The sequence below is a fragment of the Massilia sp. LC238 genome (assembly GCF_000735635.1).
Taxonomy (GTDB): domain Bacteria; phylum Pseudomonadota; class Gammaproteobacteria; order Burkholderiales; family Burkholderiaceae_D; genus Telluria; species Telluria varians.
The window spans coordinates 1-14,150 of sequence record NZ_JNNN01000069.1 but is presented as its reverse complement, the minus strand read 5'-3'; the positions used below and the strand labels follow the sequence as shown (position 1 = coordinate 14,150).

General features: G+C 64.9%; 14 protein-coding genes. 1 reads left to right on the top strand and 13 read right to left on the bottom strand.

The annotated features are described in order from the left end of the window. Window positions 1-5: 5 nt before the first annotated feature. The 13 genes from FG94_RS19320 to alr all read right to left on the bottom strand — a co-directional run bounded on the left by FG94_RS19320 (window position 6) and on the right by alr (window position 12,559). Complete coding sequence (locus tag FG94_RS19320; RefSeq protein ID WP_036215026.1) at window positions 6-923, bottom strand: patatin-like phospholipase family protein; 918 nt, start codon at window positions 921-923, stop codon at window positions 6-8. Between the two features lie 76 nt (window positions 924-999). Next, window positions 1,000-1,920 (bottom strand): hypothetical protein, encoded by a 921-nt coding sequence (locus FG94_RS26165; RefSeq protein WP_051996929.1) that lies wholly within the window; start codon window positions 1,918-1,920, stop codon window positions 1,000-1,002. A 28-nt stretch (window positions 1,921-1,948) separates the two neighbouring features. Continuing rightward, window positions 1,949-2,527: a hypothetical protein gene (locus tag FG94_RS19310; protein ID WP_051996928.1), complete on the bottom strand. Its 579-nt coding sequence runs from the start codon at window positions 2,525-2,527 to the stop codon at window positions 1,949-1,951. A gap of 170 nt (window positions 2,528-2,697) precedes the next feature. Continuing rightward, the gene (phoR, locus tag FG94_RS19305; protein WP_036215066.1) at window positions 2,698-3,990 is read right to left on the bottom strand and encodes a phosphate regulon sensor histidine kinase PhoR; all 1,293 of its coding nucleotides are present in this window, start codon (window positions 3,988-3,990) and stop codon (window positions 2,698-2,700) included. 18 nt (window positions 3,991-4,008) lie between these two features. Beyond that, window positions 4,009-4,695 carry a response regulator gene (locus tag FG94_RS19300; RefSeq protein ID WP_036215024.1) on the bottom strand — a complete coding sequence of 229 codons (687 nt, stop codon included), beginning with the start codon at window positions 4,693-4,695 and terminating at the stop codon, window positions 4,009-4,011. A 2-nt stretch (window positions 4,696-4,697) separates the two neighbouring features. After that, window positions 4,698-5,399, bottom strand: a complete 702-nt coding sequence (phoU, locus tag FG94_RS19295) for a phosphate signaling complex protein PhoU (protein WP_027865010.1) — start codon at window positions 5,397-5,399, stop codon at window positions 4,698-4,700. Window positions 5,400-5,432: 33 nt separating this feature from the next. After that, window positions 5,433-6,227 (bottom strand): phosphate ABC transporter ATP-binding protein PstB, encoded by a 795-nt coding sequence (gene pstB, locus FG94_RS19290; protein ID WP_036215023.1) that lies wholly within the window; start codon window positions 6,225-6,227, stop codon window positions 5,433-5,435. A gap of 18 nt (window positions 6,228-6,245) precedes the next feature. After that, window positions 6,246-7,106, bottom strand: a complete 861-nt coding sequence (gene pstA / locus FG94_RS19285; protein WP_036215022.1) for a phosphate ABC transporter permease PstA — start codon at window positions 7,104-7,106, stop codon at window positions 6,246-6,248. Further along, the gene (pstC, locus tag FG94_RS19280; RefSeq protein WP_051996927.1) at window positions 7,106-8,128 is read right to left on the bottom strand and encodes a phosphate ABC transporter permease subunit PstC; all 1,023 of its coding nucleotides are present in this window, start codon (window positions 8,126-8,128) and stop codon (window positions 7,106-7,108) included. Before pstC ends, pstA begins: the two co-directional genes overlap by 1 nt. A 77-nt stretch (window positions 8,129-8,205) precedes the next feature. Beyond that, window positions 8,206-9,243, bottom strand: a complete 1,038-nt coding sequence (gene pstS, locus FG94_RS19275; protein WP_036215021.1) for a phosphate ABC transporter substrate-binding protein PstS — start codon at window positions 9,241-9,243, stop codon at window positions 8,206-8,208. A 476-nt stretch (window positions 9,244-9,719) separates the two neighbouring features. Next, on the bottom strand, window positions 9,720-10,040 hold the full coding sequence (locus tag FG94_RS19270) for a PilZ domain-containing protein (RefSeq protein WP_036215018.1): 321 nt from the start codon (window positions 10,038-10,040) through the stop codon (window positions 9,720-9,722). Window positions 10,041-10,083: 43 nt separating this feature from the next. Continuing rightward, window positions 10,084-11,460, bottom strand: a complete 1,377-nt coding sequence (gene radA / locus FG94_RS19265; protein ID WP_036215014.1) for a DNA repair protein RadA — start codon at window positions 11,458-11,460, stop codon at window positions 10,084-10,086. Further along, the gene (gene alr, locus FG94_RS19260; protein ID WP_036215011.1) at window positions 11,453-12,559 is read right to left on the bottom strand and encodes an alanine racemase; all 1,107 of its coding nucleotides are present in this window, start codon (window positions 12,557-12,559) and stop codon (window positions 11,453-11,455) included. The genes radA and alr overlap by 8 nt, the downstream gene beginning before the upstream one ends. Window positions 12,560-12,707: 148 nt before the next feature. Here alr and lplT point away from each other — a divergent pair, with 148 nt between their 5' ends. Then, window positions 12,708-13,958 (top strand): lysophospholipid transporter LplT, encoded by a 1,251-nt coding sequence (lplT, locus tag FG94_RS19255; protein ID WP_036215008.1) that lies wholly within the window; start codon window positions 12,708-12,710, stop codon window positions 13,956-13,958. Window positions 13,959-14,150 lie beyond the last annotated feature (192 nt).

The window sequence follows — 14,150 nt, the reverse complement described above, 5'->3', positions numbered from 1 at the left end:
TTCCTTTATTGTCCTTGCTGCTTGGCCTTGAGCTTGGCCTTGATCTGCGGCATGACGGCCGCTGCCGCCTGCTCGCCGGCGAGGATCGCCAGGTTGCGGTTGCTGAAGTCGGCGCTGCCCATGTTGCCGAGGTTCGGCGTGATGACGATGTCGGCTTCCTTCAGCTCGAAGTGATTCAGGCGTTGCCCCATGATGCTAAAGGTCTGCATCAGGACGTCAAGCGAGCTGGCGGTGGCCGCGCCTTCGGTGGCGCTGGAGATGTTCACCGCGATGATGAACTTGGCACCCATGTCCTTGGTGAATTTGACTGGCACCGGCGCGACCAGGCCGCCGTCGACATAGGTCTTGGCGCCGATCTTCACCGGCTGGAACACGCTCGGCACCGCCGACGAGGCGCGCACGGCCATGCCGGTATTGCCCTTGTTGAACAGGATCGGCTGGCCGGTCTTGAGGTCGGTGGCGACGGCGCCGAAGCGGATCTTCAGGCGCTCCATCGGCAGGTTATTGACAGCCTTGTTGACGTAGCTCTGCAGCGCCTCGCCCTTCAGCACCCCGGTCGACTTGCCGAACAGCGGCAGCGCCCAGTCGGAGATCGTGGCCTCGTCCATGGCAAGCGCGGTCTTTTGCAGCGCGAAGCCGTTCAGGCCGGAGGCGTACAGGGAGCCGACCACCGAGCCCGCGCTGGTGCCGACCACGATCTCGGGCACGATGCCTTGGGCTTCGAGCGCCTTGATGACGCCGATGTGGGCGAAGCCGCGGGCGGCGCCGCCGCCGAGGGCCAGGCCGATTCTCACCTTGCGTGGCGGTGGGGGCGGCGTCACCTGCTGGGCGACGGGCGTTGCGGGGGGCTGGGTCGGGGTGCTGCCGCAGGCGCTCAGGAACAGCGCGGCGCAGGCGATCAGGGAGCTACGGCGAGAGAACATATGGGGTGCTTGAGCGAACGAAACACGATTGTAACCTGAGTCCGCCGGCTCTCGCCAAAGCCGGCAGATGCGACACTCACGACGCCCTTGCCGAATTCTTCATCGATCTCTTTGCAGCCTTCTTCGATCTGGCGTGCCTTGTGCCCCCGTCCGGATGGGACAAGCGTCGCATGAACTGGTCGAGGGCTCCTGGGGGAACCCGGAGGCATTCCACGATCATGCGTTGCTCCTGCCCGCCGTTGCGGCGGTCAAACCATTTCTTGCTCGTTTCCACCGAGATGAAGCTGTCCTGCTTCCCGGAATAGAGCGTCACCGTCGCATGATCGCACCGCTCGGATTTCAAGGGCCGCAAGGTCGTCAACAATTGCTCGGGATGCGCCGCGAGATGTTGACGCGCGCCGAGCACGGTGTCGACCGCAAAGCGCTGCGGGAGCCGGATGACCCCTGCCCAGCGCTGCGAGGCTTCGCAGAACGGCCTGCCGGCCCGCGAGGCGCCCGCCTGGCTGGGCAATGAAACGAGGATGGAGAGTTCGAACAGCCAGCACACGGCCCTGGCGAAGAAGTCGTGTCTGTCCTCGGACCACTCGGTCGCCTCGATCGCCGCGCCAAGTTCCTGCAACAGCACACCTGGACCCGCGAACAGGTCGGCCACGGCCACCAGGAAGGATGGGCCAGGCATACTTCGAAAGTTGTCGAATGATGCGAAAACGATCCAGCACATCCAGTGGAGGGCCCAAGCCGATAATCCGACAAGCAGGCCGAACTGTTTCATGAAGCCGGGATTGCGCACCTTTGCCAGATGACACGCTGCGTGAACAAGGAAAGCGAGCCATAGCGCGTAGGCCAGGGTCAGGAAGGCGCTCACGTAGCCGGGCGCGGACACCGACGCCAATGCGTAGAGAAACGCACCAAGGCCGGCGCCGGCCAGGGAGCAGAGAAACGCAAGGACGGTCAGCGCCGGGATCCGGCCGGAAGGCTGGTAGAAGGATGGAGGCATAGCGTGAAGGCCGAAGAGCGGCCCATGCTCAGGCCGGAGCGCACTCTCCGTCCAGCCATGCCATCAATTCCGTTCTACCGCGTTCATCCAGATGCGGGAGCATCGAGGTGTACCACTCCCGGCCGGCATGCTTTCCGAGTACCTCCAGGAGCGGGAAGGCGGCCTCCAGGTGGCCTGCCGTGGTCAGGGCGGACAGCACCTTCGTCAGGATCGCGGCCTCGGGCATCTCGTGCGACAGCGCGGTGAGCGCGCGAGCGCGCTCCGCCCATGCAAGCCCCTGCTCCACCATATCCGCCATGACCGTGCTGGTCGCTACCTGCAAGGCGTTATGCGCCGTCGCCTCGCCGGCGAACAGGGCTTGCCAGTATGCGGCGGCTTTCGTCCATTGCCTGGATTCGGAACACGCGATCGCACAGAGGCGGTTGGCGTCGCAGTACAAGCGATTATTGTTGGCGGAAACGAAGGGCAGTGCTTCCGCGTAAGCGCGTTGGTAGTCGCCGGCCTGCAGGCGGCTGATGGCAGCGGCGAGTTCAGGCGGATCCGCTGCTTCCAACGCAGTGCGTGTGGGCGGAACCATGCCCGAAGGCTGGCAGAGGGGATAGGACATGATGGCGTCGAGGGCGTTGATCCAGCAATCGGCGATTGCACTGGTAGTGCAATCTACGCTCTCTCAGGCCAATTCTATTGCCGCACCGCAAGACTCCAAGGCAGCCGGCTGCATGGGCTTGCGCCAATGCTTGCTCATTCGGCACGCCAGCCCGATGGCGGCGGGTCGACCTAGCCCGGCAGCGAGGTATTCGGCAACACCGCCGTGAAGTTGCTCCCCTGCCCCGGTACCGAACTGATCTGCAATCGCCCGCCGTGCCGCAGCAGCACGTGCTTGACGATCGCCAGCCCCAGCCCGGTGCCCTGGGTCTCGCGCGAGCGGCTTTTGTCCACTCGGTAAAAACGCTCGGTCAGCCGTGAGATATGGATCGGTTCGATCCCGATGCCGCTGTCCGTCACCGTGAAGCGCAGATCGTCCGGTCCACGGCTCCAGGCCAGCCGGATGCTGCCGCCGTTCGGCGAGTAGCGCACCGCATTCGAGGCCAGGTTGGCAAAGGCGCTGCGCAACTCTTCCAGGCTGCCCATCACGTCCGGACCGTCGAACGCGACTTCCACCTGATGCCGGCCGCCCGACAGGGCGCGCGCCTCCGCCGCCACCGAGTCGACCAGCGCGCGCATGTCGACCCGTTCGCGCTTGAACGGGAACTCGTCCGACTCCAGGCGCGACAGGGTGAGCATGTCGCCGATCAGGCGCTGCATGCGGTGCGCCTGATCGGTCATCAGTTCCAGGTGCGCGGTGCGGGTGGCCACGTCCAGGCCCGGATCGGACATCGCGATCTCCAGGAAGCCGACGATCACCGTCAGCGGCGTGCGCAGTTCGTGCGAGGCGTTGGCGATGAAGTCGCGGCGCATCGCTTCGATGCGTTCGGTATCGGTGGCGTCGTGCGTGACCAGGATCTGGCGCCGGTTCTCGAACGGGATGATGCGGCACTCGAGCTTGCGGCCGCGGAAGGACAAGGTGAGCGGCTGCTCGTAGCGGCCCAGGATCACGTAGTCGATGAATTCGGGGTGGCGCACCAGGTTGGTCACGCGCAGGCCCTTGTCGCGCGCCATGGTCAGGCCCAGGTGGCGCTCGGCCGCTTCGTTGCACCATTCCAGGAACAGGACGTCGTCCATGATCGCCACGCCTTCCGGCAGCAGCTGCATGGCCTGGCGGAAGCGCGCCAGCCACTCGGCCATCTCGGCCTGGTGGCGCTCGTCCTCGCGCCGCAGGCGGTACAGGCGCGCGAACACGTCGGTCCAGGCGCCCCAGCCGTCCGGCAAGCGGCTCGAGTGCGGGTGGTTCAGCCATTCGCCCAGCTCGTGCAGGTAGCGCAGCTGGACGAACAGCGCGATCACCAGCGCCGCCAGCGCGAAGACCAGGGCCTCGACCAGGCTCGCCATCCACCAGACGATGCCGGCCGCGGCGAACATCAGGCCCAGGCGCAGCAGTGCCGGCACCCAGAACAGCAGCTTCGGGTTCATCGAGCGCATCGCCGCCCTTTACTTCTCGGACAGCATGTAGCCGACGCTACGCACGGTGCGGATCAGGCCATCGGCGCTCCGGAGCGCCTTGCGCAGCCGCAGCACGTGCACGTCCACCGTGCGCTCCTCGATCACGGCATGGTCGCCCCAGACCTTGTCGAGCAGCTGGGCGCGCGAGAACACGCGCTCGCGGTGGGCCAGCAGGAACTTGAGCAGCTTGTATTCGGCATTGCCGATCTCGATCTGCTGGTTCTCGACCGTCACGGTGCAGCTGTTCGGGTCCAGCACCACGGTCCCGGCGCGCAGCGGCGCCTCGGCCAGGTGCGGGCTCTTGCGGCGCAGCAGCGCGCGGCTCCGGGCCAGCAGCTCGCGCGGCGAGAACGGCTTGGTGACGTAGTCGTCCGCGCCGGTGTTCAGGCCGGCCAGCTTGTCTTCTTCCATGCTCTTGGCGGTCAGCATGATGACCGGGATCTCCTGGAAATCGCGGTCGCCGCGCAGGCGCGACAGCAGGCGCAGGCCGCTCTGGTCCGGCAGCATCCAGTCCAGCAGCACCAGGTCGGGCTTGCCGCGCGTGATGCTGTCCCAGGCGCCGCCCACGGTGTCGGCGCTGCGGATGTCCCAGCCCGCTTCGCGCAGCGAATACTTCACCAGCTCGACGATCGCGGGTTCGTCTTCGACCACCAGGACGCTCGTGTTGTCCGCCATGCCTAGACACCCGCCTGTTCGGTCGGCGCCGGCTTGCTATGGCGGATGTCGCGGCCTTCCACCACGTAGATGACGTATTCGGCGATGTTCTTGGCGTGGTCGCCGATGCGCTCGATGGCCTTGGCCACCCACAGCGTGTCCAGCGCCGACGAGATGGTGCGCGGGTCTTCCATCATGAAGGTGATCACGTTGCGCATGATGGTGCGGAACTCGTGGTTGATGACTTCGTCGGCCGCGATCAGTTCGAGCGCCTGCTTGCCGTCCAGGCGCGCGAAGGCATCCAGCGCTCCGTGCAGCATGTCCGAGGCGGCGCGCGCGATGGTGCGCACGGTGTCGTAGTGGGCGAAGGATCCGCCCCCGCGTTCGTGCAGGCTCTTGGTGCTGCGCGCGATCTTGGTGGCCTCGTCGCCGATGCGTTCCAGGTCGGTGATGACCTTGATGGTCGCCATCACGGTGCGCAGGTCGTTCGCGGTCGGCTGGCGGCGCACGATCAGGTGGCTGCAGGCGTCGTCGAGCTGCACTTCGAGCTGGTTGACCGCGTGGTCGTCGGCGATCACGCGCTCGGCGCGCGCCGCATCGCCGGCGCGGAAGGCTTCCATCGCCTCGTCGAACGCGGTTTCCACCATGCCGCCCATCAGCAGGACCTTGGAACGAATCGCTTCCAGCTCCTGGTCATACTGTTTGGATGAATGCTCGCCAGTCATATACTGCTCTCCAGTCAGGTTCGTATTGTTCGGTCAGCCGAAACGGCCAGTGATGTAGTCTTGCGTTTCCTTGCGAGCCGGATTCATGAAGATCTGGTCAGTCTCGCCGAATTCGACCAGTTCGCCAAGGTACATGTAGGCGGTATAGTCGGAACAGCGCGCGGCCTGCTGCATGTTGTGGGTCACGATGGTGATCGTGTAGTCCCGCTTCAGTTCGCTGATCAGTTCCTCGATCTTGGCGGTCGAGATCGGGTCCAGCGCCGAGGTCGGCTCGTCCAGCAGCAGCACGTCCGGCTTCACCGCGACGCCGCGGGCGATGCACAGGCGCTGCTGCTGGCCGCCCGACAGCGACAGTCCGCTCTTGTTCAGCTTGTCCTTGGCTTCCTCCCACAGGGCCGCTTTCTTGAGCGCCCATTCGACGCGCTCGTCCATTTCGCCTTTCGAGAGGTTCTCGTACAGGCGCACGCCGAAGGCGATGTTGTCGTAGATCGACATCGGGAACGGGGTCGGCTTCTGGAACACCATGCCGACCTTGGCGCGCAGCATGTTGACGTCGACGCCCGGCTCCAGAATATTGCGGCCGCGGTACATGATCGAACCCTCGGCGCGCTGCCCCGGATACAGATCGTACATGCGGTTCAGGGTGCGCAGCAGGGTCGACTTGCCGCAGCCCGAGGGCCCGATGAAGGCCGTGACCTGCTTGTCATGGATGTCGAGCGACACGTCTTTCAGGCTCTGCGTCTTACCGTAGAAGAAGTTCAGGCCGGAGATCTCGATCGTTTTGCTCTTGGCAGCGGTCGGCACCTGGTTTTGCATAGCTTGGGTCATCACTTTTTTAAAGGTAAATTAGCGCGGAGTCTTCTGGCTGAACAGGGTCCGCGACAGGATGTTCAGCAGCAGCACGGTAAAGGTCACCAGCAGCGCGCCGCCCCAGGCCAGCGAACGCCAGTCGTCGTAGGGGCTCATCGCGAACTGGAAGATCACCACCGGCAGGTTGGCCATCGGTGCGTTCATGTCGTTGCTGTAGAACTGGTTGTTCAGGGCGGTGAACAGCAGCGGCGCGGTTTCGCCCGAAATGCGGGCCACGGCCAGCAGCACGCCGGTGACGACGCCGGCCTTCACGGCGCGCAGGCGCACCGTCATCGCCACCTTCCAGTGCGGCGCGCCCAGGGCGTAGGCCGCCTCGAGCAGGCTGTTCGGCACCAGGCGCAGCATGTTGTCGGTGGTGCGCACCACCACCGGAATCGCGATCAGGGACAGCGCGATACTGCCGGCGTAGCCCGAGAAGTGCTGCACGTTGGCGACGTAGAGGGCGTAGACGAACAGGCCGATCACGATCGACGGCGCCGACAGCATGATGTCGGTAACAAAACGCGTCACCTGGGCGAAGCGGTTGTTCTCGCCGTATTCGGCCAGGTAGATGCCGGCCAGGATGCCGATCGGAGTGCTGACCAGGGTCGACAGGCCGACCATCATCAGGCTGCCGACGATGGGGTTGCGCAGGCCGCCGCCTTCGCTGCCCGGCGCCGGGGTATCGGCCGTGAACATGTTCCACGACAGCGCGCCGAGGCCGTTGATCAGGAGGGTCGCCAGGATCCAGGCCAGGAAGGCCAGGCCGATGCCCATGGCCAGGATCGACAGGACGATGCCGATGCGGTGCGCCAGCAGGCGCTTCCGGTAGACCGGGTTCTTTGCAGTGGTAGTCATTATTTGGTGCCTTCCTTGCGCGACATCCCGACCAGCATCAGCTTGGCGGCCGACAGCACGATGAAGGTGATGGCGAACAGGATCAGGGCCAGGGCGAATAGCGAGGACGAGTGCAGCGGCGTGGCGGCCTCGGCGAATTCGTTGGCGAGGGTCGAGGAAATCGAGTTACCGGCCGAGAACAGCGACCAGGACAGGTCGTGGGCGTTGCCGATGACAAAGGTGACGGCCATGGTCTCGCCCAGCGCGCGGCCCAGGCCCAGCATGACGCCGCCCACCACGCCGTTGCGGGTATAGGGCAGCACCACCTTGCGCACCACTTCCCACTTGGTGCAGCCGAGGCCATACGCCGATTCCTTGAGGACGGTGGGGACGATCTCGAACACGTCGCGCATCACCGACGCAATGAAGGGGATGATCATGATTGCCAGGATCAGGCCGGCGGTCAGGATGCCGATGCCCATGGTCGGGCCCTGGAACAGCTGGCCGATCACCGGCAGCTGGCCGATGGTATTTTTCAGCAGCGGCTGGACATGGTCGGCGAACAGGGGCGCGAACACGAACAGGCCCCACATGCCGTAGATGATGGAAGGCACGCCGGCCAGCAGCTCGACCGCGGTGCCCATCGGGCGGCGCAGCCACACCGGGCAGATCTCGGTCAGGAACAGGGCGATGCCGAAGCTGATCGGGAAGGCCACCGCCAAGGCGATGATCGAGGTGGCGAGCGTGCCCCAGATCGCGATCATGGCGCCGAACTGGTCGCCCACCGGATCCCATTCCACGCGCGAAATGAAGCCGGCGCCGAACTCCTTGAAGGCCGGCGCCGCGCCGATGGCAAGCGAGACGATGATCCCGACCAGCACCAGGAGGACCGAGGCCGCGAACAGCAGCGTGATCTTGTGGAAGAAGAAGTCCTGCATGCGCTGCTTGCGCATGGTCTTGCGCAGTGCTTCGGACTGGTGGGCTGCATCGACCGCTGCCGGATCGGCCAGGTCCTGCAGCGTGGCGGATGGTTGTACGCTCATGGATTTTTGTCAATCTTTCTGGCAAACGGAAGGGCCGGAGCTGCCGGCCCTCCCTCGCACTTCTTATCGAGGGTGATTTACCAGACCGCCTTGCCCGCCGCGTCCTTCAGGTTGGCGCGCCAGGCGTCCTGCACCAGCTTGGTCACGCTGTCCGGCATCGGCACGTAGTCCAGTTCGGCGGCTGCGGCGCCGCCGTTCTTGTAGGCCCAGTCGAAGAACTTCAGCACTTCCTTGGCGGTCGCGGCGTTCGGCTGGGTCTTGTGCATCAGGATGTAGGAGGCGCCGGTGATCGGCCAGCTCGCCTTGCCCGCCTGGTTGGTCAGCACCACGGCGAAGCCCGGGGTGCCGGCCCAGTTGGCGCCGGCAGCTGCGGCCTTGAAGGCGTCGTCGCTCGGTTGCAGGAAGACGCCGTCCTTGTTCTGCAGCTGGGTGTGCTGCATGCGGTTCTTCTTGGCGTAGGCCCACTCGACGTAGCCGATCGAGCCCTTGATGCGCTGCACGTTGGCGGCCACGCCTTCGTTGCCCTTGCCGCCCACGCCCACCGCCCACTTCACCGCGGTGCCAGCGCCGATCTTCGACTTCCATTCCGGGCTGACCTGCGCCAGGTAGTCGGTGAACAGGAAGGAGGTACCCGAGCTGTCGGCGCGGCGCACCACGGTGATGTCGTCGGCCGGGAGCTTGACGCCCGGGTTCAGCGCGGCGATCTGCGGCGCGTTCCACTTGGTGATCTTGCCCAGGTAGATGTCGGCAAGGACGGCGCCCGAGAGGCGCACCTGGCCCGGGGCCACGCCCGGCAGGTTGATGATCGGGACCACGCCGCCCATGATGGCCGGGAACTGGAACAGGCCGGCGGCATTCAGCTCGGCGGCCGGCAGCGGCATGTCCGAGGCGCCGAAGTTCACGGTCCTGGCCTTGATCTGCTTGATGCCCGCGCCCGAACCGACCGACTGGTAGTTCAGGCCGGTGCCCGATGCCTTCTGGTACAGCTCGGCCCATTTCGCGTAGACCGGATACGGGAAGGTCGCGCCGGCGCCGGTGATGTTGGCGGCCTGGGCGCTGGCAGCGATGCTGGTGGCGGCGATGGCGACGGAGACGAACAGATGCTTCATGCGCATGATGGATCCTTAAGAGAGGTCCGGGACGGGTCCCGTTTCATTGACGCTGCGAAGTCTACTGGCCGAATATGACAAGTTGATGACAGATGTAATAATCCAGCCGGTGGCGCTATCTTGACGCAGTCCGGCAGTCCTGTCACACACTGCCGGACGATATAAAATTATTCAGCTGCCCGGCCGCCCTGCGCCCTTGTAAATACGCCGCCCTCTGCTAAGCTGGAAGTGTGTTCTTCATAGGGAGGGGATGCTGAAAAGCGTTAGTGTTTATGTTCAGCGTAATGGTGTTTGGCATACTCAGCGGCCTGGCCGGGCTGGTCGCCTTCGAGATCTGGCAAGAGATCCGTGGGGGCTCGGAAAAGCTGCACGATCACTATCACGAATAGTGTCGGCCCGGATCACCGGGTCATGTCATACGGCGAAAAAAGCGGCGAGGCCCGATGGGCGCTCGCCGCTTTGTATTGTGCCGCTCGATCCGGTCAGCGCAGGAAACGTGCCACCGCCGTCATCGCCGCCAGTTCCAGGTTCAGGAACTGGAAGCCGACCTTGAATTCGCCATTGCTAAAAATGCAATACAGCGCCTTGGCGCGTGCGCTGATGGGCACGATGTTACCGTCGACCAGCAGGTCGAAGCTGAGCTGGCCGGCCTGCCCGACCAGCAGCGGGTCCGGCAGGTTGATGCTGACGCCATTGGCGCCGAGGTCGCTGGTGCGGCCGCTGACGGGCGCCGCGCCTTCCATGGCCACGCGCGCGCGCACGCGCAGCACCTTGCGTTCGGATTTTCTTTGTTCGTTGAACACGTTAGACACTATTAACGGATGAGCCAGACACTATTATAAGAGCTCAATCCAGCTCGCGCAGCTTGGTGAAGGCCTGGTCGATGCGCTCGACAGCGATGATGGTCATGCCCTCGATCTTCTGCTTGGGCACGTTCCCTTTCGGGATCACCGCGATCGAGAAGCCGAGCTTGGCCGCTTCGCGCAGGCGCTCCGGCCCGCGCGGCGCCGGCCGGATTTCGCCGGCCAGGCCGACTTCGCCGAACACCACCAGCCCGCGCGGCAGCGGCTTGTTGCGCATCGACGAGTTGATCGCCAGCAGGACCGCCAGGTCGGCCGCCGGCTCGGTGATCTTCACCCCGCCCACCGCATTGATGAACACGTCCTGATCGAAGGCCGCGATGCCGGCGTGACGATGCAGCACGGCCAGCAGCATCGCCAGGCGATTTTGCTCCAGGCCGACCGACAGTCGACGTGCATTCGGCAGGTGGCTGGCGTCGACCAGGGCTTGAATTTCAACCAGCAAAGGTCTGGTCCCCTCCTGGGTCACCATCACGCAGGAACCCGGCACCTGGCTGTCGTGCTGCGACAGGAACAGCGCCGAGGGATTCGAGACGCCCTTCAGCCCCTTTTCCGTCATGGCGAACACGCCCAGCTCGTTCACCGCGCCGAAGCGGTTCTTGATGGCGCGCACCAGGCGGAAGCTGCTCTGGGTGTCGCCCTCGAAATACAGCACAGTATCGACGATGTGCTCGAGCACGCGCGGACCGGCCAGCGCGCCCTCCTTGGTCACGTGGCCGACCAGGATGATGGTCACGCCGGTCTGCTTGGCCACCCGGGTGAGCTGGGCCGCGCATTCGCGCACCTGGGCCACCGAGCCCGGGGCCGAGGTGAGCGCGTCCGAATACAGGGTCTGGATCGAGTCTATCACCGCCACTTCGGGTTTTAAATCCGCCAGGGTGCCGAGGATTTTTTCGAGCTGGATCTCGGCCTGCAGCTTGAGCTCGGCCGAATCCACCGACAGGCGGCGCGCGCGCAGCGCGATCTGGGCGCCGGATTCCTCGCCGCTCACATATAAAGTGTTGCGGGTGGCCGCCAGGTTGGCCAGCGCCTGCAGCAGCAGGGTCGACTTGCCGATGCCGGGGTCGCCGCCGATCAGCACCACGCCGCCGGCCACCAGGCCGCCGCCCAGCACGCGGTCGAATTCCTCGATGCCGGTGCCGAAGCGCGGCACGTCCAGGGCCTCGATGTCCCGCAGTGACAACACAGGCGCGGTCTGTGCGAGGGCCTTGTGCGCGGTCTGCGACATGCGGTTCACGCCCTGCGGCTCGGCGACGGTTTCCACCATCGTGTTCCAGGCCTTGCAATCCGGGCACTGGCCGGACCAGCGGCTGGCGACGGCGCCGCACTCGCTGCAGACAAAAGAGGTTCGTGACTTAGCCATCGGTTCCCATTCTTCCTTCCATCACGCGCACCCGTGGGGCGAGCGCGCACATCAGTTCATAGCCGATCGTGCCGGCGGCATGGGCCACCTCGTCGACCGGCAGGCCGTCGCCCCAGAGCGTCACCTTGCTGCCGACCCTGGCATTGGCGATCGGGGTCAGGTCGACCGTCATCATGTCCATCGAGACCCGGCCCACCAGTGTGGTGCGCACGCCGTCCACGATCACCGGGGTGCCGTGCGGCGCGTGGCGCGGGTAACCGTCGGCATAGCCGCAGGCCACCACCCCCACCGTCATCGGGCCGGTCGCCTCGAAGCGGCTGCCGTAGCCGACCGTGTCGCCGGCCTCGATGTGCTGGATGCCGATGACCTCGGAGCGCAGGGTCATGGTCGGCAGCAGGCCATAATCGAGGGCCGAGCGGCCGCCCGGAGTGCCGCCGTACAGCATGATGCCGGGGCGGACCCAGTCGTTCGACAGCGCATCGCCCAGCTCGCCCTGGTGCAGCACCCCGCCGGAATTCGACAGGCTGCGCTCGCCCGGCAAGTCGCCGGCGCCAAACTGGAAGCGGCGCACCTGCTCGGCGATGGTCAGGCGCGGATGCTCCAGCTCGTCGGCATTGGCGAAGTGGGTCATGTGGGTGATGTGGCGCACGTCGGGAATGGCGCGCAGGCGCCGGTAGGCCGCCTCGTACTCGCCTGGCGTGAAGCCCAGGCGGTTCATCCCCGTATTCATCTTCAGGTGCACGTCGATCGGGCGGAAATGCCGGGTGTATTCCAGCATCTTGATCTGCTCGATGTTATGCACGGCGCTATTGATGTTGTGCTCGGCCAGCATCGGCACATCTTGGGCGTCGAAGATTCCCTCGAGCAGCAGGATCGGCTTGGTCCAGCCATTCTGCCGCAGCCACAGGGCGCCTTCGGTCTCGACCAGGGCCAGGCCGTCGGCCTGGGCGAAGCCGCGCATGCCGCGCTCCAGGCCGTGTCCGTAGGCGTTGGCCTTGACGACCGCCCAGATCTTCGCGTGCGGCGCTTCCATGCGCGCGCGCTGCAGGTTGTGCTGCATCGAATCGAGGTGGATGGTGGCGGAAAGCGGGCGTGGCATGGCGAAAACCGGCGTATTGGCCGCAGTGCGGGAAAGGGTCTATTTTACCGGACCGGGCGCGGCAGCGCTTTTGACATGCCGGGTTTTCTTTTGGCGCAAGGGGCATTCATGGTATAAAGCAACTCGAACCAGTTTTTACTCTTTTCGAATGAACCGTGGCTTTTATACCATCATGGCGGCGCAGTTCTTCTCGTCGCTGGCAGACAATGCGCTCCTCTTTGTCGCAATCAGTCTGCTGACGTCGATGAACGCCCCGGCTTCGCTGACACCCCTGCTGAAGCTGTCATTCGTCCTGTTCTACGTGCTGCTGGCCGCTTTCGTCGGCGCCTTCGCCGATTCGCTGCCCAAGGGCCGCGTGATGTTCATCGCGAACCTGATCAAGATTTCCGGCTGCGCGCTGATGTTCCTGACCGTGCACCCGCTGCTCGCCTATGCCGTGGTCGGCTTCGGCGCGGCGGTCTACTCGCCCGCCAAGTACGGCATCCTGACCGAACTGCTGCCGCCCGAAAAGCTCGTTCCCGCCAACGGCTGGATCGAGGGCTTGACCGTCATGTCGATCATCCTCGGCACCGTGGCCGGCGGCGCCCTGGTGAGCGAGCGCGGCTCCAACTTCCTGCTGGGCCTGGACCTGCCGGGCGTGAGCACCGGCGCCGAAGCGGCGATGGCGGTGGTGGTCGGCGTCTACATCCTGGCGGCCCTGTTCAACCTGCGCATTCCCGATACCGGCGCGCGCTACGAGCACCAGGAGCGCAACCCGGCCAAGCTGATCGCCGACTTCGCCAACTGCTCGGCCACCCTGTGGCGCGACAAGCTGGGCCAGATCTCGCTGGCCGTCACCACCCTGTTCTGGGGCGCCGGCGCGACCCTGCAATTCATCGTGCTGAAATGGGCCGAGCGCTCGCTGCACATGCCGCTGGACAAGGCCACCAACCTGATCGGCGTGGTCGCGATCGGCGTCGCGCTGGGCGCGGCGATGGCGGCGCGCATGATCCCGCTGCGCAAATCGCTCACCGTGATCCCGCTCGGGATCATCATGGGCCTGGTCGTGTGCAGCATGGTCTTCGTGACCACGGTGAACCTGGCCTACCCGCTGCTCGCCCTGATCGGCTTCCTGTCGGGCTTCTTCGTGGTGCCGATGAACGCGCTGCTGCAGCACCGCGGCCACGTATTGATGAGCGCCGGCCACTCGATCGCGGTGCAGAACTTCAACGAGAACCTGTCGATCCTGACCATGCTGGCCCTGTACGCCATCATGATCACGCTGAACCTGGACCTGGACATCATCATCGTCATGTTCGGCCTGTCGGTGGCGGGCATCATGTACTTCATCGGACGCCGCCATGCGGCCAACCAGCGCGAGCACGATTCGCTGGCGCTGATCGGCGAGGAAAAGCACTGATTCATTCTACGTATCACAGAGGCCGAACTATCGGCTCTAGCGTATTACAGTAGGGTGGGCGGGTTTGTATGGCACAGGGACATGGGTTACACATGTCTAGAGACATAGGTGACACATGTCGAACCATTCTACGCCTTAATCCTGAGGTCGATTTCTGCGACTTTTCGCGTACAGAACATGACGTCGAAGAGT

What these genes read in the sequence shown, in the direction of transcription:
- FG94_RS19320 (WP_036215026.1), bottom strand. Translation starts at nt 923, where the DNA reads ATGTTCTCTCGCCGTAGCTCCCTGATCGCCTGCGCCGCGCTGTTCCTG.
- FG94_RS26165 (WP_051996929.1), bottom strand. Translation starts at nt 1,920, where the DNA reads ATGCCTCCATCCTTCTACCAGCCTTCCGGCCGGATCCCGGCGCTGACC.
- FG94_RS19310 (WP_051996928.1), bottom strand. Translation starts at nt 2,527, where the DNA reads ATGTCCTATCCCCTCTGCCAGCCTTCGGGCATGGTTCCGCCCACACGC.
- phoR (WP_036215066.1), bottom strand. Translation starts at nt 3,990, where the DNA reads ATGAACCCGAAGCTGCTGTTCTGGGTGCCGGCACTGCTGCGCCTGGGC.
- FG94_RS19300 (WP_036215024.1), bottom strand. Translation starts at nt 4,695, where the DNA reads ATGGCGGACAACACGAGCGTCCTGGTGGTCGAAGACGAACCCGCGATC.
- phoU (WP_027865010.1), bottom strand. Translation starts at nt 5,399, where the DNA reads ATGACTGGCGAGCATTCATCCAAACAGTATGACCAGGAGCTGGAAGCG.
- pstB (WP_036215023.1), bottom strand. Translation starts at nt 6,227, where the DNA reads ATGACCCAAGCTATGCAAAACCAGGTGCCGACCGCTGCCAAGAGCAAA.
- pstA (WP_036215022.1), bottom strand. Translation starts at nt 7,106, where the DNA reads ATGACTACCACTGCAAAGAACCCGGTCTACCGGAAGCGCCTGCTGGCG.
- pstC (WP_051996927.1), bottom strand. Translation starts at nt 8,128, where the DNA reads ATGAGCGTACAACCATCCGCCACGCTGCAGGACCTGGCCGATCCGGCA.
- pstS (WP_036215021.1), bottom strand. Translation starts at nt 9,243, where the DNA reads ATGCGCATGAAGCATCTGTTCGTCTCCGTCGCCATCGCCGCCACCAGC.
- radA (WP_036215014.1), bottom strand. Translation starts at nt 11,460, where the DNA reads ATGGCTAAGTCACGAACCTCTTTTGTCTGCAGCGAGTGCGGCGCCGTC.
- alr (WP_036215011.1), bottom strand. Translation starts at nt 12,559, where the DNA reads ATGCCACGCCCGCTTTCCGCCACCATCCACCTCGATTCGATGCAGCAC.
- lplT (WP_036215008.1), top strand. Translation starts at nt 12,708, where the DNA reads ATGAACCGTGGCTTTTATACCATCATGGCGGCGCAGTTCTTCTCGTCG.